Source organism: Pseudomonas sp. Y39-6 (genome assembly GCF_023651955.1).
GTDB classification, from domain to species: Bacteria; Pseudomonadota; Gammaproteobacteria; order Pseudomonadales; family Pseudomonadaceae; genus Aquipseudomonas; species Aquipseudomonas veronii.
Genome location: NZ_CP069594.1, coordinates 6,362,274 through 6,384,780, shown reverse-complemented (window position 1 = coordinate 6,384,780; position 22,507 = coordinate 6,362,274). Strand labels below are relative to the sequence as shown.

19 protein-coding genes, 2 tRNA genes and 3 rRNA genes are annotated in these 22,507 nt (G+C 58.0%); 15 read left to right on the top strand and 9 right to left on the bottom strand.

Features of this window, described 5'->3' with window-relative positions; genetic code table 11:
- Positions 1–17: 17 nt before the first annotated feature.
- The 4 genes from JN756_RS29185 (at position 18) to JN756_RS29170 (ending at position 3,381) form a co-directional block, all read left to right on the top strand.
- Positions 18–611, top strand: coding sequence for an aminodeoxychorismate/anthranilate synthase component II (locus tag JN756_RS29185; protein ID WP_017847792.1), 594 nt, complete (start codon positions 18–20; stop codon positions 609–611).
- 9 nt (positions 612–620) lie between these two features.
- Positions 621–1,670 carry an anthranilate phosphoribosyltransferase gene (trpD, locus tag JN756_RS29180; protein WP_017847791.1) on the top strand — a complete coding sequence of 350 codons (1,050 nt, stop codon included), beginning with the start codon at positions 621–623 and terminating at the stop codon, positions 1,668–1,670.
- A complete protein-coding gene (gene trpC, locus JN756_RS29175; protein WP_201021596.1) occupies positions 1,667–2,503 on the top strand; it encodes an indole-3-glycerol phosphate synthase TrpC in 837 nt (278 codons plus the stop codon). The genes trpD and trpC overlap by 4 nt, the downstream gene beginning before the upstream one ends.
- A 182-nt stretch (positions 2,504–2,685) precedes the next feature.
- Positions 2,686–3,381, top strand: coding sequence for a lipoate--protein ligase family protein (locus tag JN756_RS29170; protein ID WP_128192554.1), 696 nt, complete (start codon positions 2,686–2,688; stop codon positions 3,379–3,381).
- Here JN756_RS29170 and crp read toward each other — a convergent pair.
- Positions 3,378–4,022 carry a cAMP-activated global transcriptional regulator CRP gene (crp, locus tag JN756_RS29165; protein ID WP_017847788.1) on the bottom strand — a complete coding sequence of 215 codons (645 nt, stop codon included), beginning with the start codon at positions 4,020–4,022 and terminating at the stop codon, positions 3,378–3,380. The genes JN756_RS29170 and crp overlap by 4 nt on opposite strands.
- Before the next feature lie 248 nt (positions 4,023–4,270).
- On the opposite strand from crp, the gene JN756_RS29160 reads away from it, so the two are divergent.
- A complete protein-coding gene (locus JN756_RS29160) occupies positions 4,271–4,693 on the top strand; it encodes an OsmC family protein (protein WP_005792019.1) in 423 nt (140 codons plus the stop codon).
- A gap of 57 nt (positions 4,694–4,750) precedes the next feature.
- On the opposite strand, the gene coq7 is transcribed toward JN756_RS29160, so the two are convergent.
- From coq7 to hemJ, 6 genes are all read right to left on the bottom strand, one after another.
- Positions 4,751–5,398, bottom strand: coding sequence for a 2-polyprenyl-3-methyl-6-methoxy-1,4-benzoquinone monooxygenase (gene coq7, locus JN756_RS29155; protein ID WP_017847787.1), 648 nt, complete (start codon positions 5,396–5,398; stop codon positions 4,751–4,753).
- A 118-nt stretch (positions 5,399–5,516) separates the two neighbouring features.
- Positions 5,517–5,855: a histidine triad nucleotide-binding protein gene (locus JN756_RS29150; protein WP_017847786.1), complete on the bottom strand. Its 339-nt coding sequence runs from the start codon at positions 5,853–5,855 to the stop codon at positions 5,517–5,519.
- A gap of 46 nt (positions 5,856–5,901) precedes the next feature.
- Positions 5,902–6,690, bottom strand: coding sequence for an SDR family NAD(P)-dependent oxidoreductase (locus JN756_RS29145; protein ID WP_017847785.1), 789 nt, complete (start codon positions 6,688–6,690; stop codon positions 5,902–5,904).
- Positions 6,691–6,753: 63 nt separating this feature from the next.
- Positions 6,754–7,704 carry a DUF805 domain-containing protein gene (locus tag JN756_RS29140; protein WP_201021595.1) on the bottom strand — a complete coding sequence of 317 codons (951 nt, stop codon included), beginning with the start codon at positions 7,702–7,704 and terminating at the stop codon, positions 6,754–6,756.
- Positions 7,705–7,773: 69 nt separating this feature from the next.
- Positions 7,774–8,736, bottom strand: a complete 963-nt coding sequence (locus JN756_RS29135; RefSeq protein WP_079444811.1) for an NAD(P)H-dependent flavin oxidoreductase — start codon at positions 8,734–8,736, stop codon at positions 7,774–7,776.
- 24 nt (positions 8,737–8,760) lie between these two features.
- Positions 8,761–9,189, bottom strand: coding sequence for a protoporphyrinogen oxidase HemJ (hemJ, locus tag JN756_RS29130; protein WP_017847782.1), 429 nt, complete (start codon positions 9,187–9,189; stop codon positions 8,761–8,763).
- 136 nt (positions 9,190–9,325) lie between these two features.
- Here hemJ and argC point away from each other — a divergent pair, with 136 nt between their 5' ends.
- A complete protein-coding gene (gene argC, locus JN756_RS29125) occupies positions 9,326–10,360 on the top strand; it encodes an N-acetyl-gamma-glutamyl-phosphate reductase (protein ID WP_017847781.1) in 1,035 nt (344 codons plus the stop codon).
- A gap of 165 nt (positions 10,361–10,525) precedes the next feature.
- On the top strand, positions 10,526–10,876 hold the full coding sequence (gene erpA / locus JN756_RS29120; protein ID WP_007906865.1) for an iron-sulfur cluster insertion protein ErpA: 351 nt from the start codon (positions 10,526–10,528) through the stop codon (positions 10,874–10,876).
- 78 nt (positions 10,877–10,954) lie between these two features.
- Here the strand turns inward: erpA and JN756_RS29115 are convergent, their stop codons facing one another.
- On the bottom strand, positions 10,955–12,046 hold the full coding sequence (locus tag JN756_RS29115; protein WP_169863692.1) for an anhydro-N-acetylmuramic acid kinase: 1,092 nt from the start codon (positions 12,044–12,046) through the stop codon (positions 10,955–10,957).
- Between the two features lie 3 nt (positions 12,047–12,049).
- Entirely contained in the window at positions 12,050–13,468 is a 1,419-nt protein-coding gene (locus JN756_RS29110; protein WP_108524974.1) for a peptidoglycan DD-metalloendopeptidase family protein, read from the bottom strand.
- Between the two features lie 209 nt (positions 13,469–13,677).
- Here JN756_RS29110 and tyrS point away from each other — a divergent pair, with 209 nt between their 5' ends.
- From tyrS to JN756_RS29070, 8 genes are all read left to right on the top strand, one after another.
- Positions 13,678–14,877: a tyrosine--tRNA ligase gene (gene tyrS, locus JN756_RS29105; RefSeq protein WP_017847777.1), complete on the top strand. Its 1,200-nt coding sequence runs from the start codon at positions 13,678–13,680 to the stop codon at positions 14,875–14,877.
- 552 nt (positions 14,878–15,429) lie between these two features.
- Positions 15,430–16,966, top strand: a 16S ribosomal RNA gene (locus JN756_RS29100).
- Positions 16,967–17,048: 82 nt separating this feature from the next.
- Positions 17,049–17,125, top strand: a tRNA-Ile gene (locus tag JN756_RS29095).
- Positions 17,126–17,152: 27 nt separating this feature from the next.
- Positions 17,153–17,228 (top strand) — tRNA-Ala (locus tag JN756_RS29090).
- A 247-nt stretch (positions 17,229–17,475) separates the two neighbouring features.
- A 23S ribosomal RNA gene (locus JN756_RS29085) occupies positions 17,476–20,367 on the top strand.
- A 156-nt stretch (positions 20,368–20,523) separates the two neighbouring features.
- Positions 20,524–20,639 (top strand): 5S ribosomal RNA (gene rrf, locus JN756_RS29080).
- Together the 16S, 23S and 5S rRNA genes with 2 tRNA genes alongside form the textbook arrangement of a ribosomal RNA operon.
- Before the next feature lie 167 nt (positions 20,640–20,806).
- The gene (gene birA, locus JN756_RS29075; protein ID WP_017848794.1) at positions 20,807–21,766 is read left to right on the top strand and encodes a bifunctional biotin--[acetyl-CoA-carboxylase] ligase/biotin operon repressor BirA; all 960 of its coding nucleotides are present in this window, start codon (positions 20,807–20,809) and stop codon (positions 21,764–21,766) included.
- Positions 21,756–22,505 (top strand): pantothenate kinase, encoded by a 750-nt coding sequence (locus JN756_RS29070; RefSeq protein ID WP_108525571.1) that lies wholly within the window; start codon positions 21,756–21,758, stop codon positions 22,503–22,505. Before birA ends, JN756_RS29070 begins: the two co-directional genes overlap by 11 nt.
- Positions 22,506–22,507: the final 2 nt, after the last annotated feature.

Sequence of the window (22,507 nt, the reverse complement as noted above, 5' to 3'; positions counted from 1 at the left end):
TTCTTGAGGTTTCCCCCATGTTGCTGATGATTGATAACTACGACTCCTTTACCTACAACGTTGTGCAGTACCTGGGCGAGCTTGGTGCCGAGGTCAAGGTGGTGCGCAACGACGAACTGACCGTCGCCGAAATCGCCGCCCTGAACCCGGAGCGCATTGTGGTTTCGCCGGGGCCCTGCACGCCGACCGAGGCGGGCATCTCCCTGGAGGCGATCAAATACTTCGCCGGCAAGCTGCCGATCCTCGGCGTGTGCCTGGGCCACCAGTCCATCGGCCAGGCGTTTGGCGGTGAGGTGGTGCGGGCGCGCCAAGTGATGCACGGCAAGACCAGCCCGGTGTTCCATAACAACCTTGGTGTGTTCGAAGGCCTCAACCTGCCGGTCACCGTGACGCGCTACCATTCGCTGGTGGTCAAGCGCGAAACCCTGCCCGACTGCCTGGAATTGACCGCCTGGACCCAGCTGGAAGACGGCTCGGTCGACGAGATCATGGGCTTGCGCCACAAGACACTGAACATCGAAGGGGTGCAGTTTCACCCCGAGTCGATCCTGACCGAGCAGGGCTACGAGCTGTTCGCCAACTTTCTCAAGCAGAGCGGCGGCACGCGCTAAGGAATTTTCATGGATATCAAGACTGCCCTGAGCCGTATCGTCGGCCATCTGGACCTGAGCACCGCGGAAATGAGCGATGTGATGCGTGAGATCATGACCGGTCAATGCACCGACGCGCAGATCGGCGCGTTCATGATGGCGATGCGTATGAAGAGCGAGAGCATCGACGAAATCGTCGGCGCCGTGTCGGTGATGCGCGAGCTGGCAGACAAGGTCGAGCTCAAGACCCTCGACGGCGTGGTCGACGTGGTCGGCACCGGCGGTGACGGTGCGAATATTTTCAACGTGTCCACGGCGGCCTCCTTCGTGGTCGCGGCGGCGGGTTGCACCGTGGCCAAACACGGCAACCGAGCGGTGTCCGGCAAAAGCGGCAGCGCGGATCTGCTCGAAGCGGCCGGGATCTACCTGAACCTGACCCCCGTACAAGTGGCGCGCTGCATCGACAACGTGGGCATCGGCTTCATGTTTGCGCAGTCCCACCACGGCGCGATGAAACACGCCGCCGGCCCGCGCAAGGATCTCGGCCTGCGCACCCTGTTCAACATGCTCGGCCCGCTTACGAATCCGGCCGGTGTGAAGCATCAGGTGGTCGGCGTGTTCAGCCAGGCGTTGTGCCGGCCGTTGGCCGAAGTGTTGCAGCGCCTGGGCAGCAAGCATGTGCTGGTGGTGCATTCCAAAGACGGCCTGGACGAATTCAGCCTGGCGGCGCCGACCTTTGTGGCGGAGCTGAAGAATGATCAGATCACCGAATATTGGGTCGAGCCTGAAGATCTCGGCATGAAGAGCCAGAGCCTGCACGGCCTGGCAGTGGAAAGTCCGGCGGACTCCCTGGCGCTGATTCAGGACGCCTTGGGGCGTCGCAAGACCGAAAACGGCCAGAAAGCCGCCGAAATGATTGTGCTCAATGCCGGTGCCGCGCTTTATGCCGCCGATCACGCCTATAGTCTTAACGAAGGCGTGGCCCTCGCGCATGATGCATTGCACACCGGCCTTGCCCGCGAGAAGCTCGAAGAACTGGGGGCCTTTACTGCGGTGTTCAAGATGGAGAATGAAGGATGAGTGTGCCGACCGTTCTGGAAAAGATCCTGGCCCGCAAAGCCGAAGAAGTCGCGGAACGCCGTGCCCGCGTGAGCCTGGCCGAGCTGGAAAGCCAGGCGAAAATCGCCGATGCGCCGCGTGGCTTCGCCAAGACCTTGATCGCCCAGGCCAAGCTCAAGCAGCCGGCTGTCATCGCTGAAATCAAGAAGGCCTCGCCAAGCAAAGGCGTGATCCGCGAAAACTTCGTACCGGCCGACATCGCCGTCAGCTATGAGAGAGGCGGGGCGACTTGCCTCTCCGTGCTGACTGATGTCGATTTCTTCCAGGGTTCCGACCTGTTCCTGCAACAGGCCCGCGCCGCGTGCAAGTTGCCGGTGATCCGCAAGGACTTCATGATCGATCCATACCAGATCGTTGAAGCCCGTGCCCTGGGCGCCGACTGTGTGCTGCTGATCGTCTCCGCGCTGGATGACGTGAAGATGGCCGAGCTGGCGGCCGTGGCCAAAAGCGTCGGCCTCGACGTGCTGGTGGAAGTCCACGACGGCGATGAGCTGGAACGTGCGCTGAAAACCCTCGACACACCGCTGGTGGGGGTCAACAACCGCAACCTGCACACCTTCGAAGTCAGCCTGGAAAACACCCTCGACCTGCTGCCGCTTATCCCGCGCGACCGCCTGGTGATTACCGAAAGCGGCATCGTTAACCGCGCCGACGTGGAGCTGATGGAAATCAGCGACGTGTATTCGTTCCTGGTGGGCGAGACCTTCATGCGCGCCGAGAACCCGGGCGCCGAACTGCAACGCCTGTTCTTCCCGGAGCGTGGTGTGGCAGTCAGCGGTTCGACCCTGGATTGATCAAACCGCGGTCAGTATTTGAAGTGCGGTCAACATGTGGGAGGGGCGGTGCGACGGTTCGACTTGCCCCCGATGGCGGTGTATCAGTTGATAGATGTACTGACTGACACTCCGCCATCGGGGGCAAGCCCCCTCCCACATTCACATTGGGTTTTGTGTTTATTCAGCGAGGTAGGTGTTCGATGATCCAGCCAGTGTCGATGAGCGTCGAAGCCGGGCTTGCTGCCGAGCAAAACCTGCTGGCGGCTGTTTGTGCAGGGGAGCAGGCGTTTGGCCTGCTGTTCTGGCAGCCCAGTGATCAGGCATTGGTGATGCCGCGGCGCTTGAGCCGACTGCCGGGGTTTGACGTGGCCAGCCAAGTGTCAGCCGCGGCGGGCTGGCCGGTGCTGTTACGCGAAACCGGCGGCGAGCCGGTGCCGCAATCAAACGCCACGGTCAATATCGCCCTGGTCTACGCACCGCCGCGCAGCGAAGGCGATCAGGGGCGCATCGAAACCGGCTACCTGCGTTTGTGCCAGCCGATCTGTGACTTGCTGATCGAACTGGGCGGCGATGCTTCCGTCGGCGAAATCGACGGCGCGTTCTGCGACGGCCGCTACAACGTCAACCTCAATGGCCGCAAAATGGTCGGCACCGCCCAGCGCTGGCGCCAAAGTGGTGGCCGTCCGGTGGGGCTGGTACACGGAGCCTTGTTGCTGGACAACGATCGCGAAGAACTGATCGCGGCGGTCAATCGCTTCAATCAAGCCTGCGGCCTGGAACAGCGCGTTCGCGCCGACAGCCATATCGCCCTGCACGAAGCCTTCCCCGCACCGGACGCGCTCAGTCGGCTGGATGCGTTGTACCGGCAGATGCTGGCCAGCTTCCTGCCGGTTTAACGGGTGCCGAACACCACCATCGTCTTGCCTTTGACGTCTACCAGGTTGCGTTCTTCCAGATCCTTGAGCACGCGACCGACCATCTCCCGTGAACAACCGACAATGCGCCCGATCTCCTGGCGCGTGACTTTGATCTGCATACCATCGGGGTGAGTCATCGCGTCAGGCTGCTTGCACAGCTCCAACAGACAGCGGGCCACACGGCCGGTGACATCAAAGAATGCCAGGTCGCCGACTTTGCGCGTGGTGTCCCGCAGGCGCTGGGCAATCTGGCCGCTCAGTGCATAAAGGATGTCGGGATCGTGCTGGGTCAGTTCACGAAACTTCGTGTAACTGATCTCGGCCACTTCGCTCTCGATTTTGGTCCGCACCCAGGCGCTGCGCTCCTGTTCTTTGCCCGCTTGTTCAAATAACCCCAGCTCGCCGAAGAAATCGCCGGTATTGAGGTAGGCAATGATCATCTCGCGGCCGTCTTCATCCTCGATCAGGATGGTGACCGAGCCCTTGATAATGAAGAACAGTGTTTCGGAGCGTTCGCCTGCGCAGATGATGTTGTGCTTGGCCGGGTAACGACGACTCTGGCAATGCGTCAGCAGTCTGTCGAGATTCTTGATCTTGGGTATGGGAGTAAAAGCAACCATGGTTGTATCCCGAAAAAGACTGCACAGGGTGGTTGGAATTGTTTTTATCCAGCTGTATCTGCATTGATACACGTTGTACAAAGGATGGCAATGCGCCATTCATTTGGCGCCAGCTTACCAGACACATTGTGACTCGATTAGCCAATTTACCGGGTAACTGTGGCGATTGATGGCTTTACGCGCAAAAGCTGCCGGCCGCGGGTCGTGTGCTAAGCTGGCGACCCTTTTTTAGCAGTGGAGTCTGGGCGATGAAGGCACGCATCCAATGGGCGGGCGAAGCCATGTTCCTCGGTGAGTCGGGCAGTGGCCATGTCGTGGTCATGGACGGTCCGCCGGAAGCCGGTGGCCGCAACCTGGGCGTACGCCCGATGGAAATGCTCCTGCTTGGTGTAGGCGGTTGCAGCAATTTCGACGTGGTCAGCATTCTGAAAAAGTCCCGCCAGGCCGTGGAAAGCTGCGAAGCCTTCCTCGAAGCCGAGCGTGCGACTGAAGATCCCAAGGTGTTCACCAAGATCCATATGCATTTCGTGGTCAAGGGCCGGGCGCTGAAAGAAGCCCAGGTCAAACGTGCCATCGAGCTGTCGGCCGAGAAGTATTGCTCGGCATCGATCATGCTGGGCGCGGCCGGTGTCGCCATTACCCATGATTACGAAATCATTGAGTTGGGCTGATCCAGGGATTCGTCGGCAATAAAGACAGGGCGCTTTGATAGCGCCCTTTTTTGCAGGTTAGATGCGGTAGGTGCTTTTGGTCATGACCTTGGCCATCAGGCTCATGCCAAACCTCACCGGCGCCGGGAAGCGGAAACCACCGGCGTCCAGTGCGCTTTCTGCGTGGTGTTCTTCGTCGATACGCATCTGTTCAAGAATCGCCCGGGACTTTTCGTCTTCGGTCGGTAACTGTTCCAGGTGCTCATCCAGGTGCTTGCATACTTGCTGTTCCGTGGCCGCGACAAACCCCAGGCTGACTTTGTCGCTGATCAAGCCGGCTGCGGCGCCAATCCCAAACGACAGGCCATAGAACAGCGGGTTCAGCACGCTGGGATGGCTGCCCAATTGGCGAATGCGTTGCTCGCACCAGGCCAGGTGGTCGATTTCTTCCTCGGCGGCATGCTCCATGGCTGCGCGCACTTGCGGCAGCTTGGCGGTCAGCGCCTGGCCCTGGTACAGCGCCTGGGCACAGACTTCGCCGGTATGGTTGATACGCATCAGGCCGGCGACGTGGCGGGTGTCGGTCTCGTTCATCTGTGCATCGGGCTGCACGATGGCGGGCGACGGGCGATACGGCTGGCCGCTGAATGGCAGCAGCGTGCGTATGGCCGTGTCGGCTTGCAACAACAGACGGTCAATCGGCGAGTAGTGACGTTGGGTAGTCATGCTGACCTCCGGGAAGAATCTCGGCGGCCAGTTTACCGCAAGAGAGGGCGAAGCGTTTGCGTTGAGTCAAGGGCATGGGGTCGCATGCGGGAGGCCGGCGACCCGTGTGTCAGGCGTATCAGCCCGGCGGCCAGTTCATCTGGCGCTGACCCAGCACATGCATGTGGATATGGTAAACGGTCTGTCCACCGTCTTCATTGCAGTTCATCACCACACGAAAGCCCTTCTCGCAGCCCTGTTCCAGGGCCAGGCGCTGAGCGGTGAACAGGATGTGCCCAGCCAGGGTTTTGTCGCTTTCGGTCAGATCGTTCAGGGTGCGGATCGGTTTTTTCGGGATAACCAGAAAATGTACCGGCGCTTGTGGGGCGATATCGTGGAAGGCGAGGACCTGATCATCTTCATAGATGATCTTCGCGGGTATTTCTCTGTTGATGATCTTGGTGAACAGAGTATCCAAAGCTGTTTCTCCATGGTGAATGTGCAGGGTGAGTGTACTCAAGCCTTCAGCGCGGGCAATAGGCCTTGTTGATCGCGCCGGCGAGCTTGCGGGTCAGCCAGCGTGGGCTCAAGCGCGGACTGAAGGCGAGCCAGCGATTGCGGCGGCCGGGGATGATGATGGCTTGGTTTTTTTCCAGGGCGCGCACGGTGTAGAGCGCCACTTCTTCCGGGCTCATCAAGTGCGCGCTGCGCTCGAGCTTGGCGGTGTCCATTTGCGCCGTGCCGAAGAAGGCCGTGCGCGTCGGGCCGGGGCACAGCACCGAGACCTTGATGCCGCAGGTTTTCAATTCTTCGCGCAGACCTTCGGAGAAGTGCAATACATAGGCTTTGCTGGCGTAGTAACTGCTCATCCACGGGCCGGGCTGGAATGCGGCGATCGAGGCGACGTTGAGGATCTGCCCGCCGCCATGCAGGGCCATGGCATTGCCGAGGGCGTGACACATACGGGTCAGGGCGAGGATGTTGACTTCGATCAGGTCCTGCTCGGTCATCCAGTCCTGGGCCAGGAACGGCCCGCTGGTGCCCATGCCAGCGCAGTTGACCAGCAAGTCGATCTGCCGCTCGCCTTCCTCAAGCTCCAACAGGAACCCGGACAAACGCAGCGGCTCACCCAGGTCGCAGGCGCGGAACAGCACCTCGACGCCGAAGCGTTGCGTCAATTCGATTGCAATGCTTTCCAACTGATCACGCTGGCGGGCCACCAGAATCAAGCTGCGGCCGCGCCGGGCCAGTGCTTCGGCCAAGGCCAGGCCGATGCCGCTGGAGGCACCGGTGATCAGAGCGTAACGGGTCATGCCTTTCTCCATCGCAACGCCGCCGGACCTGTGACAGAGGCATCACAGGCGGCGGGCGTTTTTTCACTGTTCTGGAGAGTCTACAGGTTCGGCCGCGTCGTCAGCACTTTGCACGTCTTCTTCATTGACGATCACGCTTTGATCGGCGTCTTCATCGGAGGTGATGGAGCTGCTTTCGTAGCTGCTGTCCACGTTGCTTTCGAGTTGGTCCAGGTAGCCGTTCATCCCCAAGGCCATCAAGATGATGAGCATCAACGGAATAAATGCCAGCCACAGGGAGGCCAGGACTTTCACTGCCGTGGAGTTGCGCGGTGGCGGCGCACCGTACTGGTTGGCGCCGGTTTTACCTGGCAACACCAGCAGCAGCAGCGGGAAAATGCTGTTCACCAGCGGCACCAGGTTCAGCAGGTACAGCCAGCCGGACCAGCCCAGGTCGTGCAGACGCTGCACGCCGATTTGCACGCTGACCCAGACAATCGCCACGAACAGCGCGAAACCCAGCAGCGAGCCCAGGATGATGCCCGCCGTCGGCGAAGCGGTCGCCACGGCGAAGCCGGCAGTGGCGAGGATGCCCGAGGCGACGAGCATCGCGACGGTGAGTACCAGCGTCCAGGCCAGGTAGCGCAGGCGACCGATGCGGCCATGGATCGTGAAGATCTTGAGCTCGGCGTACTCCGGCAAATCGTCACCCACTGCGGCACGCGGTGGTGCATACGGAGAGGCGGCAGGGCGGGCAGAGGGCTCGGTCTCGTGGGTTTCGTCAAGGCTGAAGGCCACGGGCTGTTCGGCTTCGATACGCGCGTCGATCCCGGCGTTCTTCAGCGCGGTGAGGTAGGTTTCGGCATCGGGGCGCGCGAGGTCGCGCTTGAGGGCGACGGGGCGACCGGTAAAGAGCTTCTCGATGGCCTCAACGTTGCTTTTGAACAATTCGGCGAGATTCAGTTTAGCGGTGGTGCTTTCGACACCCGGGAGCAGGGCTCCATCAAACACAATCTTGAAACGGTTGTCGCTCATGCGGGCATCCTTGTCATGTTACAGGGGAGGGGGGCAGGCCCGCTTCAATGAGCGGGTCCGGCAAGTGTATCAGCGCGGCCAGCGCAACTGTGCCGCCTTCTCGCGGGCTTCGCGGTATTCGGCATCCAGGCGCGCAACGAGTTCATCGACGCCGGGCAAATCATCGATCTCACCGACGCCCTGGCCGGCAGACCATACGGTCTTCCAGGCCTTGGCCTCGTCGTTCAACGGCTTGAGCTTGGCGCCGAAATTGACTTCGCCTTTGCCTTGCAGGGCGGCCAGGTCGAAACCGGCGTTTGCCAGGCTCTGGCGCATGAAGCTCGCGGGCACGCCGGACACTGCGGCAGTGTGCACGATGTCGACGGCGCCTGATGTGAGCAGCATCTCTTTATACGCATCCGGCGCGTGGCTTTCGGCGGTGGCGATAAACCGCGTGCCCAGATACGCCAGGTCCGCGCCCAGCAACTGGGCGGCCAGGATCTCGTGCCCGTGGTTGAGGCAGCCGGCCAGCAGCAGGGTTTTGTCGAAGAACTGGCGAATCTCGGCGATCAACGCGAACGGGCTCCAGGTGCCGGCATGGCCACCGGCGCCGGCGGCCACGGCGATCAGGCCGTCCACCCCGGCTTCGGCGGCTTTCTCGGCGTGACGTCGAGTGGTGACGTCGTGGAAGACCAGGCCGCCGTAGCTGTGTACCGCATCGACCAACGCCTTCACCGCGCCGAGGCTGGTGATGACGATCGGCACCTTGTGCTCGACGCAGATCGCCAGGTCTGCCTCCAACCGTGGGTTGCTGTGGTGGACGATGAGGTTGACGGCGTAGGGCGCAGGGTTGCTCAACTGCGCCAGGCCCGCTTCGATTTCCTCCAGCCAGGCCTTGAAGCCACTGCTTTCGCGCTGGTTCAGTGCCGGGAAACTTCCGACCACGCCATTGCGGCAGCACGCCAGGACCAGTTGCGGATTGGAAATCAGGAACATCGGCGCGGCCACGACGGGCAGGCGCAGATGTTGTTCAAGCAAAGCGGGCAGCGACATTGGAGGTACCCCGAGGCATTGACGTTAGAACGGTTTGACCACGACCAGAATTACGATAGCCAGCAATATCAGAACCGGGAATTCATTGAACCAGCGATAAAAGACATGGCTGCGGGTGTTTTCGCCACGGGCGAAGCGTTTTACCTGCGCGCCGCACATGTGGTGGTAACCGATCAGCAGAACGACCAGGGTCAGCTTGACGTGGAGCCAGGCGCCCATATGGAAGAGGCCGGGGTTGAGGGCGATCATCCAGATGCCGAAGACCAGCGTGGCAAGCATCGACGGGCCCATGATGCCGCGATACAGCTTGCGCTCCATGACGCTGAAGCGTTCCTTGCTGACGGTGTCTTCGCTTTGGGCGTGGTAGACGAACAGGCGCGGCAGGTAGAACAGCCCGGCAAACCAGCACACGATGCTGACGATATGGAAGGCTTTGACCCATAGATAAAGCATTTTTAGTTATTCCCAGGTTCACGGTAACTGAAGATAGTAGTGGCTCATGCGTCCTTACGTCACCTTGGCGGTTGTCGCAGGACAATGCGGCCCCTATTATCGACGGCTTTCCAGTGGGTTCTTTGAGGGCAGGTTTATGGTCAAGGTCGGTATCGTCGGCGGCACGGGTTACACCGGTGTCGAATTGCTGCGTCTGTTGGCTCAGCATCCGCAAGCTGAGGTGGTGGTCATCACTTCCCGATCCGAGGCCGGCCTGGCTGTGGCCGATATGTACCCGAACCTGCGAGGCCATTACGACGGCCTGGCGTTCAGCGTGCCGGACATCAAGACCCTCGGCGCCTGTGACGTGGTGTTCTTTGCCACCCCCCACGGCGTGGCCCATGCGCTGGCCGGCGAGTTGCTGGCCGCGGGCACCAAGGTCATCGATCTGTCGGCGGACTTCCGCCTGCAGGATGCCGACGAGTGGGCCAAATGGTACGGCCAGCCACACGGCGCGCCGCAGCTGTTGGAAGAGGCGGTGTACGGCCTGCCGGAAGTCAATCGTGAGCAGATCAAGCAAGCGCGCCTGATCGCTGTGCCGGGTTGCTATCCGACCGCGACGCAGTTGGGCTTCCTGCCATTGCTCGAAGCCGGGCTGGCCGACGTTTCGCGCTTGATTGCCGACTGCAAGTCGGGCGTCAGCGGCGCCGGGCGTGGGGCGGCGGTGGGGTCGCTGTACTCTGAAACGTCGGAAAGCATGAAGGCCTACGCGGTAAAAGGGCATCGTCATCTGCCGGAAATCCGTCAGGGGCTGCGTCGCGCCGCCGGTAAGGATGTGGGGCTGACCTTCGTGCCGCACCTGACTCCGATGATCCGTGGCATTCACTCGACACTGTATGCGACGGTGGTGGATCGCTCGGTGGATTTGCAGGCGCTGTTTGAAAAGCGTTACGCCAACGAGCCGTTCGTCGATGTGATGCCGGCCGGCAGCCATCCGGAAACCCGCAGTGTGCGCGGCGCCAACGTGTGCCGGATTGCCGTGCATCGGCCGCAGGACGGTGATCTGGTGGTGGTGCTGTCGGTGATCGACAATCTGGTCAAGGGCGCTTCGGGCCAGGCGGTGCAGAACATGAACATCCTGTTCGGCCTGGATGAGAAGCTGGGCTTGTCCCACGCAGGCATGCTGCCGTAAGGCTGTCAGGTCGCCAAGCAGAAGGCCCGTCGATCGGGCCTTTTGTGTTTTTAATGGCGGCTGCGCAGATTGATATACCGTAACAATAGTTGACCGCTTTTCTAGGAGAAGCGGATAATACCGACCATTACGCATATGGCGGCGGTACGCCGGGAGATTATCAGCATGAGCGTTGAGTCCTTCACCCCCACGGCTTTGCAATTCACCCACGGTGCTGCGCACAAGGTGAAGAGCCTGGTCGATGAAGAGGGTAATGATCGCTTGAAGCTGCGCGTATTTGTTACGGGCGGCGGTTGTTCAGGGTTTCAGTACGGTTTTACCTTCGATGAAGAAGTGGCCGATGACGACACCATCGTCGAGCGCGAGGGCGTGAGCCTGGTTGTGGACCCCATGAGTTTCCAATACCTGGCAGGCGCCGAGGTGGATTACCAGGAAGGTCTGGAGGGTTCGCGTTTCGTGATCAAGAACCCTAATGCCACGACTACGTGTGGTTGCGGGTCTTCGTTCTCGATCTGATCGGTAACGGATACAAAAACGCCGCTTGGCTTTGATCGGCCAAGCGGCGTTTTGCTGTCTGCGGATTCTGGCGGGCAGTCAGGCGGGGTAGATCGCGCCCAGCACCCGTAGCCCGCGTGCGCCAGTGACGCTGGGGCGGTTGGCGGCGATGCCTTCGAGGCAGCAATGGGCCAGCCAGGCGAAGGCCATGGCTTCGACCCAATCGGGGTCTACGCCGCAGGTAGCGGTGCTGCTGACCTGGGTCGATGGCAATAGCGCGGCCAGGCGTTTCATCAGCGTGCGGTTATGCGCGCCGCCGCCGCAGACAAGCAGGGTGTTTGTCTGGGGTTGGGCGGTTTGCAGGGCCTCGACGATGGTCAGGGCCGTCAGTTCCAGCAGCGTGGCCTGGATGTCCTGGGGGGCGAAGGCGGGTAGGCGCGCCAGGTGTTGTTGCAGCCATCCCAGGTTGAACACTTCGCGCCCGGTGCTTTTCGGGCCTTTGGTCAAGAAAAAAGGGTCACTGAGCAGCGCGTTGAGCAACTGAGGTTCGACTTTGCCGCTGGCGGCCCATTGACCCTCGCGATCAAAGTGTTCGCCGCGCTGTTGATGAATCCAGGCATCCAGCAAGACATTGCCCGGGCCGCAGTCGAAGCCGGCTACGGGTTTGCCGGTCTCGATCAGGCTGAGGTTGCTGAAACCTCCGACATTCAAAACCGCACGATTCCCGCTGCGTTCGTCAAACAGTGCTTCATGAAAGGCCGGTACCAACGGCGCACCCTGGCCACCTGCAGCAACGTCGCGGCTGCGGAAGTCGCTGACCACGGTGATGCCGGTCAATTCGGTGAGCAAGGCAGGGTTGCCGATCTGTACGGTGAAGCCGCGTGCCGGTTCATGGCGGATAGTCTGCCCATGGCTGCCGATCGCGCGAATGTCCTGGGGCTTGAGGTTGTGCTGGTCGAGCAGGGCATGGATGCCCTGGGCGGCGAGTGTCACCCAGTGCTGCTGGGCCATTGCCGAGCGGGCGATCTCATCCGGGCCGCTGGCGCACAGGCCAAGCAGCTCCGCGCGCAAGCTGTCTGGCATGGGGATGTAGTGAGTGGCGATCAGCTTGATCGCCGCCTCTTGTTCGATCAGGGCGATATCCAGGCCATCGAGGCTGGTCCCTGACATCACGCCTATATAGAGCGGCATACCTTAGCGCTTCGCCGAAGCCAGCAGGGTAGAGCGCTCCTGATCCATGCGTGCCATCAGCGGTTGGCTTTGTTGCATGAAACGCGCGCGTTCGGCCTTGGCGATCGGGTCGGCCATCGGCAGTTTCTGGCCCAGCGGGTCGACGTGTACGCCATTGACCTGGAATTCATAGTGCAAGTGTGGGCCGGTGGACAGGCCGGTCGTGCCGATATAGCCGATCACCTGGCCCTGCTTCACGTTGCCGCCGGTCTGTACGCCCTTGGCGAAGCCTTGCATGTGGCCATACAGCGTGCGGTAGGTGTTGCCGTGCTGGATGATCACGGTGTTGCCGTAACCGCCGCGACGTCCGGCCAACAGTACCTTGCCGTCGCCTGCGGCCTTGATGGGCGTGCCGCGCGGCGCTGCATAGTCGACGCCTTTGTGGGCGCGGATTTTGTTCAGGATGGGGTGCTTGCGTCCCATGGAGAAGCGCGAGCTGATGCGGGCGAAATCCACAGGTGTGCGGATAAAGGCCTTGCGCATGCTATTGCCATCAGCGGTGTAGTAACTGCTGTTGCCTTGTTTGTTGGTGTAGCGCACGGCGGTGTAGGTCTTGCCGCGGTTGGTAAAGCGCGCGGAGAGGATATTGCCGGTACCGACCACTTTGCCGTTGGCGACTTTCTGCTCGTAGATCACGTCGAATTCGTCACCCTGGCGGATGTCCTGGGCGAAGTCGATGTCGTAGCCAAACACGCTGGCCATGTCCATGGTCATGCTGTGGGACAAGCCGGCACGGGCGGCCGATTGCGACAGCGAGCTGTTGATGACGCCATGTACGTAGGCGGAGCGCATCACTGGCTTGGTGGTGATGCGATTGAACGCGAAACCCTTGGCACCCTTGGTCAGGGTGATGCTTTCCAGGTCGCTGAGGTTGCTGTGCAGGTTGTTCAGCTGGCCATCTGGGGTCAGTTCGAATTCGAGTTTTTGACCGCGTTTGAGCTGGGTGAATTGCTTGGCTTGTTTATCGCTGGCCAAGACCTCATTAACCGTAGTGGCAGGTAGGCCGACCTTCTCGAACAGCGTGGAAAGCGTGTCGCCCTTGCCGACGAGCACCTCGCGATGCTGAGGGCTCTTGGCCTGCGCTACGGCAGGTGCAGCCTGCTGCTGGGCGGTTTTGTCGGTTTCGTCCGGGGCGCTTTCGATCTGGGCAAACGGCGAATCGACGGGTGCATTTGTGGCTTGTTGCGCGTCGGAAGCGTCTTGATCTTGTGTCAGTTGTTCTGTGGGACTTTCCAGGTCAAGGCTCAGGGATGTTCGTTTGGCTTCTACGTCACTGGAAGGGAATACCAGGAGTGCCAGGCTCAGAAGGGCGGCGATACCACTTGCAGCGAGCAGGTGGGTCTTTGGGTAAAGCGGCGGCGCTTTAGACGGTTCTGTGGTCATAGGTAATTTTGACTTTGAAGATGAAATGGAAAAGATGACTGACATGATGAAGATGAAATAACTGTATAAAATATAACCAAATCATCTGTGACGCAAGCTCGCGAACGCCGGGCTTGTCGAACGGTGTCCGTGCGCAGGGCAAAACTTGTAATTAGTCCCTGATCTTGTATGGTTGGTTCCCTTTTGAATCTGAGCCTTGCGGGTCTGTTATGAAGTCGGTTGAAGAGCAGCTAGCGCTGATAAAACGTGGTGCGGAAGAACTGTTGGTCGAGGCGGAGCTGATCGAAAAGCTCAAGCGTGGCCAGCCCCTGCGTATCAAGGCCGGCTTTGATCCGACTGCGCCGGATCTGCACCTGGGCCATACCGTGCTTATCAATAAGCTGCGCCAGTTCCAGGACCTGGGGCATCAGGTGATCTTCCTTATAGGGGATTTCACCGGAATGATCGGTGATCCAAGCGGCAAGAGCGCCACGCGTCCGCCGCTGACCCGTGAACAGGTTCTCGAGAATGCCGAGACCTACAAGACCCAGGTGTTCAAGATTCTCGATCCGGCCAAGACCGAGGTGGCGTTCAACTCCACCTGGATGGACAAGATGGGGCCGGCGGACTTCATTCGTCTGACATCCCAGTACACCGTGGCGCGCATGCTTGAGCGCGATGACTTCGACAAGCGCTATTCGACCAACCAGCCGATCGCGATTCATGAGTTCCTGTACCCGCTGGTCCAGGGCTATGACTCGGTGGCGTTGCGCGCTGACGTTGAGTTGGGTGGCACCGATCAGAAGTTCAACCTTCTGATGGGGCGTGAGCTGCAGCGTGCGTATGGGCAAGAGGCTCAGTGCATTCTGACCATGCCGTTGCTGGAGGGGTTGGACGGCGTCAAGAAGATGTCCAAGTCCCTGGGCAACTATGTCGGTATCCAGGAAGCGCCGGGCGTGATGTACGGCAAGCTGGTTTCGATTCCGGATGCGCTGATGTGGCGTTACTTCGAGCTGTTGAGCTTCCGCTCGATGGATGAGATCAATGCGCTGCGTGCGGATGTCGAGGCGGGTGCCAATCCTCGCGACGTGAAGATCAAGCTGGCTGAAGAGATTGTTGCGCGTTTCCATGGCGAGGAGGCTGCGGCCAGTGCTCACCGTGCGGCGGGCAACCGGATGAAGGATGGTGAGCTGCCGGATGATCTGCCGGAGATCGAGCTGACTGCTGCCGAGGCAATGCCGATCGCGGCCGTCCTTAATAAGGCAGGCCTGGTGAAGAACTCGGCGGTCGCGCGTGACCTCTTGGGTTCCGGTGGTGTGCGTATCGATGGTGAAGTGGTTGATCGCACCTTTATATACGCGCTGGGTGCGACCCATGTTTGCCAGGCTGGGAAGAAGGCATTTGCGCGTATTACGCTCAAATCCGAATAAGTCTGAAATTAACTGTTGACGGCGATTTATATCTGTCTATAATTCGCCCCACTTCCGGCGCAGTCGAAACGGAAAACTCCTTGGTAAACAAAGAGTTACGCAAGATTCGACAGCGACCTGCTTCAGTTCATCGAAGCCTGGAAGGAGTTGGTAGAGCAATGTTGTTTGGCTCTATTAACGTTTCGATCTTCTCGGTCGAAAGCGGAGAAAAAGAGGTGTTGACAGCAGCGTGTAACGCTGTAGAATTCGCCTCCCGCTAACGAGAGATCGGAAGCGCAAGTGGTTGAAGTTACAAAGGAAACTTTGAAAACTTCTGAAAATAATCACTTGACAGCAAATGAGGCTGCTGTAGAATGCGCGCCTCGGTTGAGACGAAAGATCTTAACCAACCGCTCTTTAACAACTGAATCAAGCAATTCGTGTGGGTGCTTGTGGAGTCAGACTGATAGTCAACAAGATTATCAGCATCACAAGTTACTCCGCGAGAAATCAAAGATGTAACCAACGATTGCTGAGCCAAGTTTAGGGTTTCTTAAAAACCCAAAGATGTTTGAACTGAAGAGTTTGATCATGGCTCAGATTGAACGCTGGCGGCAGGCCTAACACATGCAAGTCGAGCGGTAGAGAGAAGCTTGCTTCTCTTGAGAGCGGCGGACGGGTGAGTAATGCCTAGGAATCTGCCTGGTAGTGGGGGATAACGTTCGGAAACGGACGCTAATACCGCATACGTCCTACGGGAGAAAGCAGGGGACCTTCGGGCCTTGCGCTATCAGATGAGCCTAGGTCGGATTAGCTAGTTGGTGAGGTAATGGCTCACCAAGGCGACGATCCGTAACTGGTCTGAGAGGATGATCAGTCACACTGGAACTGAGACACGGTCCAGACTCCTACGGGAGGCAGCAGTGGGGAATATTGGACAATGGGCGAAAGCCTGATCCAGCCATGCCGCGTGTGTGAAGAAGGTCTTCGGATTGTAAAGCACTTTAAGTTGGGAGGAAGGGCAGTTACCTAATACGTGATTGTTTTGACGTTACCGACAGAATAAGCACCGGCTAACTCTGTGCCAGCAGCCGCGGTAATACAGAGGGTGCAAGCGTTAATCGGAATTACTGGGCGTAAAGCGCGCGTAGGTGGTTAGTTAAGTTGGATGTGAAATCCCCGGGCTCAACCTGGGAACTGCATTCAAAACTGACTGACTAGAGTATGGTAGAGGGTGGTGGAATTTCCTGTGTAGCGGTGAAATGCGTAGATATAGGAAGGAACACCAGTGGCGAAGGCGACCACCTGGACTGATACTGACACTGAGGTGCGAAAGCGTGGGGAGCAAACAGGATTAGATACCCTGGTAGTCCACGCCGTAAACGATGTCAACTAGCCGTTGGGAGCCTTGAGCTCTTAGTGGCGCAGCTAACGCATTAAGTTGACCGCCTGGGGAGTACGGCCGCAAGGTTAAAACTCAAATGAATTGACGGGGGCCCGCACAAGCGGTGGAGCATGTGGTTTAATTCGAAGCAACGCGAAGAACCTTACCAGGCCTTGACATCCAATGAACTTTCTAGAGATAGATTGGTGCCTTCGGGAACATTGAGACAGGTGCTGCATGGCTGTCGTCAGCTCGTGTCGTGAGATGTTGGGTTAAGTCCCGTAACGAGCGCAACCCTTGTCCTTAGTTACCAGCACGTAATGGTGGGCACTCTAAGGAGACTGCCGGTGACAAACCGGAGGAAGGTGGGGATGACGTCAAGTCATCATGGCCCTTACGGCCTGGGCTACACACGTGCTACAATGGTCGGTACAGAGGGTTGCCAAGCCGCGAGGTGGAGCTAATCCCAGAAAACCGATCGTAGTCCGGATCGCAGTCTGCAACTCGACTGCGTGAAGTCGGAATCGCTAGTAATCGCGAATCAGAATGTCGCGGTGAATACGTTCCCGGGCCTTGTACACACCGCCCGTCACACCATGGGAGTGGGTTGCACCAGAAGTAGCTAGTCTAACCTTCGGGGGGACGGTTACCACGGTGTGATTCATGACTGGGGTGAAGTCGTAACAAGGTAGCCGTAGGGGAACCTGCGGCTGGATCACCTCCTTAATCGACGACATCAGCTGCTCCATAAGTTCCCACACGAATTGCTTGATTCATTGAAGAAGACGATAAGAAGCAGCCCGAAATTGGGTCTGTAGCTCAGTTGGTTAGAGCGCACCCCTGATAAGGGTGAGGTCGGCAGTTCGAATCTGCCCAGACCCACCAATTTTGTGTGGGAACCTGTAGAAATACGGGGCCATAGCTCAGCTGGGAGAGCGCCTGCCTTGCACGCAGGAGGTCAACGGTTCGATCCCGTTTGGCTCCACCACTACTGCTTCTGAAGTTTGAAAGCTTAGAAATGAGCATTCCATCGTGATGATGGTGAATGTTGATTTCTAGTCTTTGATTAGATCGTTCTTTAAAAATTTGGGTATGTGATAGAAAGATAGACTGAACGTTACTTTCACTGGTAACGGATCAGGCTAAGGTAAAATTTGTGAGTTCTCTTAATTGAGAAATTCGAATTTTCGGCGAATGTCGTCTTCACAGTATAACCAGATTGCTTGGGGTTATATGGTCAAGTGAAGAAGCGCATACGGTGGATGCCTTGGCAGTCAGAGGCGATGAAAGACGTGGTAGCCTGCGAAAAGCTTCGGGGAGTCGGCAAACAGACTTTGATCCGGAGATCTCTGAATGGGGGAACCCAGCCATCATAAGATGGTTACCTTACACTGAATACATAGGTGTAAGGGGCGAACCAGGGGAACTGAAACATCTAAGTACCCTGAGGAAAAGAAATCAACCGAGATTCCCTTAGTAGTGGCGAGCGAACGGGGACTAGCCCTTAAGTGGCTTTGAGATTAGCGGAACGCTCTGGAAAGTGCGGCCATAGTGGGTGATAGCCCTGTACGCGAAAATCTCTTAGTCATGAAATCGAGTAGGACGGAGCACGAGAAACTTTGTCTGAATATGGGGGGACCATCCTCCAAGGCTAAATACTACTGACTGACCGATAGTGAACTAGTACCGTGAGGGAAAGGCGAAAAGAACCCCGGAGAGGGGAGTGAAATAGATCCTGAAACCGTATGCGTACAAGCAGTGGGAGCCTACTTTGTTAGGTGACTGCGTACCTTTTGTATAATGGGTCAGCGACTTATTTTCAGTGGCGAGCTTAACCGAATAGGGGAGGCGTAGCGAAAGCGAGTCTTAATAGGGCGTCTAGTCGCTGGGAATAGACCCGAAACCGGGCGATCTATCCATGGGCAGGTTGAAGGTTGGGTAACACTAACTGGAGGACCGAACCGACTACCGTTGAAAAGTTAGCGGATGACCTGTGGATCGGAGTGAAAGGCTAATCAAGCTCGGAGATAGCTGGTTCTCCTCGAAAGCTATTTAGGTAGCGCCTCATGTATCACTGTAGGGGGTAGAGCACTGTTTCGGCTAGGGGGTCATCCCGACTTACCAAACCGATGCAAACTCCGAATACCTACAAGTGCCGAGCATGGGAGACACACGGCGGGTGCTAACGTCCGTCGTGAAAAGGGAAACAACCCAGACCGTCAGCTAAGGTCCCAAAGTTATGGTTAAGTGGGAAACGATGTGGGAAGGCTTAGACAGCTAGGAGGTTGGCTTAGAAGCAGCCACCCTTTAAAGAAAGCGTAATAGCTCACTAGTCGAGTCGGCCTGCGCGGAAGATGTAACGGGGCTCAAACCATACACCGAAGCTACGGGTATCACGTAAGTGATGCGGTAGAGGAGCGTTCTGTAAGCCTGTGAAGGTGAGTTGAGAAGCTTGCTGGAGGTATCAGAAGTGCGAATGCTGACATGAGTAACGATAATGGGTGTGAAAAACACCCACGCCGAAAGACCAAGGTTTCCTGCGCAACGTTAATCGACGCAGGGTTAGTCGGTCCCTAAGGCGAGGCTGAAAAGCGTAGTCGATGGAAAACAGGTTAATATTCCTGTACTTCTGGTTATTGCGATGGAGGGACGGAGAAGGCTAGGCCAGCTTGGCGTTGGTTGTCCAAGTTTAAGGTGGTAGGCTGGAATCTTAGGTAAATCCGGGATTCTAAGGCCGAGAGCTGATGACGAGTCATCTTTTAGATGACGAAGTGGTTGATGCCATGCTTCCAAGAAAAGCTTCTAAGCTTCAGGTAACCAGGAACCGTACCCCAAACCGACACAGGTGGTTGGGTAGAGAATACCAAGGCGCTTGAGAGAACTCGGGTGAAGGAACTAGGCAAAATGGCACCGTAACTTCGGGAGAAGGTGCGCCGGTGAGGGTGAAGGACTTGCTCCGTAAGCTCATGCCGGTCGAAGATACCAGGCCGCTGCGACTGTTTATTAAAAACACAGCACTCTGCAAACACGAAAGTGGACGTATAGGGTGTGACGCCTGCCCGGTGCCGGAAGGTTAATTGATGGGGTTAGCTAACGCGAAGCTCTTGATCGAAGCCCCGGTAAACGGCGGCCGTAACTATAACGGTCCTAAGGTAGCGAAATTCCTTGTCGGGTAAGTTCCGACCTGCACGAATGGCGTAACGATGGCGGCGCTGTCTCCACCCGAGACTCAGTGAAATTGAAATCGCTGTGAAGATGCAGTGTATCCGCGGCTAGACGGAAAGACCCCGTGAACCTTTACTATAGCTTTGCACTGGACTTTGAATTTGCTTGTGTAGGATAGGTGGGAGGCTTTGAAGCGTGGACGCCAGTTCGCGTGGAGCCAACCTTGAAATACCACCCTGGCAACTTTGAGGTTCTAACTCAGGTCCGTTATCCGGATCGAGGACAGTGTATGGTGGGTAGTTTGACTGGGGCGGTCTCCTCCTAAAGAGTAACGGAGGAGTACGAAGGTGCGCTCAGACCGGTCGGAAATCGGTCGTAGAGTATAAAGGCAAAAGCGCGCTTGACTGCGAGACAGACACGTCGAGCAGGTACGAAAGTAGGTCTTAGTGATCCGGTGGTTCTGTATGGAAGGGCCATCGCTCAACGGATAAAAGGTACTCCGGGGATAACAGGCTGATACCGCCCAAGAGTTCATATCGACGGCGGTGTTTGGCACCTCGATGTCGGCTCATCACATCCTGGGGCTGAAGCCGGTCCCAAGGGTATGGCTGTTCGCCATTTAAAGTGGTACGCGAGCTGGGTTTAGAACGTCGTGAGACAGTTCGGTCCCTATCTGCCGTGGACGTTTGAGATTTGAGAGGGGCTGCTCCTAGTACGAGAGGACCGGAGTGGACGAACCTCTGGTGTTCCGGTTGTCACGCCAGTGGCATTGCCGGGTAGCTATGTTCGGAATAGATAACCGCTGAAAGCATCTAAGCGGGAAACTAGCCTCAAGATGAGATCTCACTGGGACCTTGAGTCCCCTGAAGGGCCGTCGAAGACTACGACGTTGATAGGTTGGGTGTGTAAGCGCTGTGAGGCGTTGAGCTAACCAATACTAATTGCCCGTGAGGCTTGACCATATAACACCCAAGCAATTTGCGAACTCGAAAGAGACCAGATTGCGGTGTGTGAAGACGAAACGAACCGAAAGTTCGACTCTTACAAAACACCGAAAACTATCACATACCCAATTTGCTGAAGCGAGGCCAGCTGGCCACGACTCAGTACCCGAATTTCTTGACGACCATAGAGCATTGGAACCACCTGATCCCATCCCGAACTCAGCAGTGAAACGATGCATCGCCGATGGTAGTGTGGGGTTTCCCCATGTGAGAGTAGGTCATCGTCAAGATTAAATTCCAGAACCCCTGTTTGCTTACGCAGACAGGGGTTTTGTTTTGGGCTGTCGGAAAGGTCAAGTGGCTCTTTGCGACGGACGTCAGTGCTAAGGCCCGGCCTTTCTATGCAATGACCCTGCGCATGGCTATCATGCGTGCCTCATTGTGAGGCGATACTTGCATGCTGACGTTGTTAAAACTTCTGAAAGATGGTCGATTCCACTCCGGGGAAGCGCTGGGCGCTGCCCTGGGCGTCAGTCGCAGTGCTGTATGGAAGCAGCTTCAGCATCTTGAGGCTGAGTTAAACCTGCCCATCCACAAAGTGCGTGGCAGGGGGTACCAATTGGCATCGCCGCTGGTGTTCTTGAATGCCGAAGACATCGCGCTGAAGGCGCCTTCTCTGGCGTGGCCCGTCCACATATCCGATTCCATTGACTCCACCAATGCTGAAGCCTTGCGCCTTGTCGATGCGGGTTGCGCGGCACCATTCCTGGTGCTCGCCGAGCAGCAGAGCGCCGGGCGAGGTCGACGGGGGCGCAAGTGGGTCAGCCCGTTCGCTCAGAATGTGTATTACAGCCTCGTGCTGCGCATCGAGGGCGGTCTGCGGCAGCTAGAGGGGCTGAGCCTGGTTGTGGGGCTTGCGGTCATGCAGGCCTTGCGCGAGTCGGGCGTGCAAGGAGCCGCCTTGAAATGGCCAAACGATGTCTTGGTGGGGCAGAAGAAAATTGCCGGTATCCTGCTGGAGTTGGTCGGCGATCCTGCTGATATCTGCCACGTTGTGCTCGGGATCGGCATCAACGTAAATATGCAGAAAGTCGCGGCAATCGATCAGCAGTGGACGTCGGTGCAGCTTGAAACGGGCTCTCCCGTAGATCGCAATCTACTGGTGGCGCGGCTGGGGCTGCAGTTGCAACGTTACTTGGAGCGACACGCGGCCTCCGGCTTTGCGGCGCTTCAGGAGGAGTGGGAGCAGAATCACTTATGGCAGGGCAGGGCGGTGTCCCTCATTGCTGGAGTCAATCAGGTTGACGGGGTGGTTCTGGGGGTCGACCGCCAGGGTGCGTTGCGTTTGAGCGTCGATGGTGTTGAAAAAATATACAGCGGTGGTGAGCTAAGCCTGAGGTTGCGTGATGATTCTTGAGCTCGACTGTGGGAATAGCTTTATCAAATGGCGCGTACTTGAATCGGATCAGGCGAAAGCTTGCGCCGAAGGTGTTGTGGGGTCGGACCTCGCATTGATCGAAAGCCTGGCAGCGCTACCAGGCCTGTCGTTGGCGCGTTGCCGATTGGTGAGTGTTCGGGCTTCAGAAGAGACCAATAAGCTGGTCGAGGCTTTGCAAGGGGCTTTCGGTGTTGTCGTCTCCTGTGCTGTCCCCGCGCGTGAGATGGCTGGCGTGCGCAATGGCTACCAAGACTTCGAACGCCTTGGTCTTGATCGCTGGCTGGCGATGCTGGGCGGCTTCAAGTTGGCTCCGGGCGCGTGCCTGGTACTCGATTTTGGTACCGCAGCCACCGCCGATTTCATCGCGGCAGACGGCCAGCACCTGGGCGGCTTCATTTGCCCCGGCATGCCGTTGATGCGCAACCAGTTGCGCACGCACACCCGCAAGATACGCTACGACGACGCGGCGGCTGAACGTGCCCTGGAGCGGCTCTCCCCCGGGCGCACGACCGCGGAGGCTGTCGAGCGTGGTTGTACGCTGATGCTCAGGGGCTTCGTGTTGACCCAGCTCGAGTTGGCCCGCAGCTACTGGGGTGATGATTTCACCGTATTCCTGACGGGTGGGGATGCTGATCTGGTCTCGGACGCCGTGCCGCAGGCGCGGTTGGTCCCGGACCTGGTTTTCGTTGGTCTGGCTATGGCGTGTCCATTGTCCTGAGG

What these genes read in the sequence shown, in the direction of transcription:
- JN756_RS29185 (WP_017847792.1), top strand. Translation starts at nt 18, where the DNA reads ATGTTGCTGATGATTGATAACTACGACTCCTTTACCTACAACGTTGTG.
- trpD (WP_017847791.1), top strand. Translation starts at nt 621, where the DNA reads ATGGATATCAAGACTGCCCTGAGCCGTATCGTCGGCCATCTGGACCTG.
- trpC (WP_201021596.1), top strand. Translation starts at nt 1,667, where the DNA reads ATGAGTGTGCCGACCGTTCTGGAAAAGATCCTGGCCCGCAAAGCCGAA.
- JN756_RS29170 (WP_128192554.1), top strand. Translation starts at nt 2,686, where the DNA reads ATGATCCAGCCAGTGTCGATGAGCGTCGAAGCCGGGCTTGCTGCCGAG.
- crp (WP_017847788.1), bottom strand. Translation starts at nt 4,022, where the DNA reads ATGGTTGCTTTTACTCCCATACCCAAGATCAAGAATCTCGACAGACTG.
- JN756_RS29160 (WP_005792019.1), top strand. Translation starts at nt 4,271, where the DNA reads ATGAAGGCACGCATCCAATGGGCGGGCGAAGCCATGTTCCTCGGTGAG.
- coq7 (WP_017847787.1), bottom strand. Translation starts at nt 5,398, where the DNA reads ATGACTACCCAACGTCACTACTCGCCGATTGACCGTCTGTTGTTGCAA.
- JN756_RS29145 (WP_017847785.1), bottom strand. Translation starts at nt 6,690, where the DNA reads ATGACCCGTTACGCTCTGATCACCGGTGCCTCCAGCGGCATCGGCCTG.
- JN756_RS29140 (WP_201021595.1), bottom strand. Translation starts at nt 7,704, where the DNA reads ATGAGCGACAACCGTTTCAAGATTGTGTTTGATGGAGCCCTGCTCCCG.
- JN756_RS29135 (WP_079444811.1), bottom strand. Translation starts at nt 8,736, where the DNA reads ATGTCGCTGCCCGCTTTGCTTGAACAACATCTGCGCCTGCCCGTCGTG.
- hemJ (WP_017847782.1), bottom strand. Translation starts at nt 9,189, where the DNA reads ATGCTTTATCTATGGGTCAAAGCCTTCCATATCGTCAGCATCGTGTGC.
- argC (WP_017847781.1), top strand. Translation starts at nt 9,326, where the DNA reads ATGGTCAAGGTCGGTATCGTCGGCGGCACGGGTTACACCGGTGTCGAA.
- erpA (WP_007906865.1), top strand. Translation starts at nt 10,526, where the DNA reads ATGAGCGTTGAGTCCTTCACCCCCACGGCTTTGCAATTCACCCACGGT.
- JN756_RS29115 (WP_169863692.1), bottom strand. Translation starts at nt 12,046, where the DNA reads ATGCCGCTCTATATAGGCGTGATGTCAGGGACCAGCCTCGATGGCCTG.
- JN756_RS29110 (WP_108524974.1), bottom strand. Translation starts at nt 13,468, where the DNA reads ATGACCACAGAACCGTCTAAAGCGCCGCCGCTTTACCCAAAGACCCAC.
- tyrS (WP_017847777.1), top strand. Translation starts at nt 13,678, where the DNA reads ATGAAGTCGGTTGAAGAGCAGCTAGCGCTGATAAAACGTGGTGCGGAA.
- birA (WP_017848794.1), top strand. Translation starts at nt 20,807, where the DNA reads ATGCTGACGTTGTTAAAACTTCTGAAAGATGGTCGATTCCACTCCGGG.
- JN756_RS29070 (WP_108525571.1), top strand. Translation starts at nt 21,756, where the DNA reads ATGATTCTTGAGCTCGACTGTGGGAATAGCTTTATCAAATGGCGCGTA.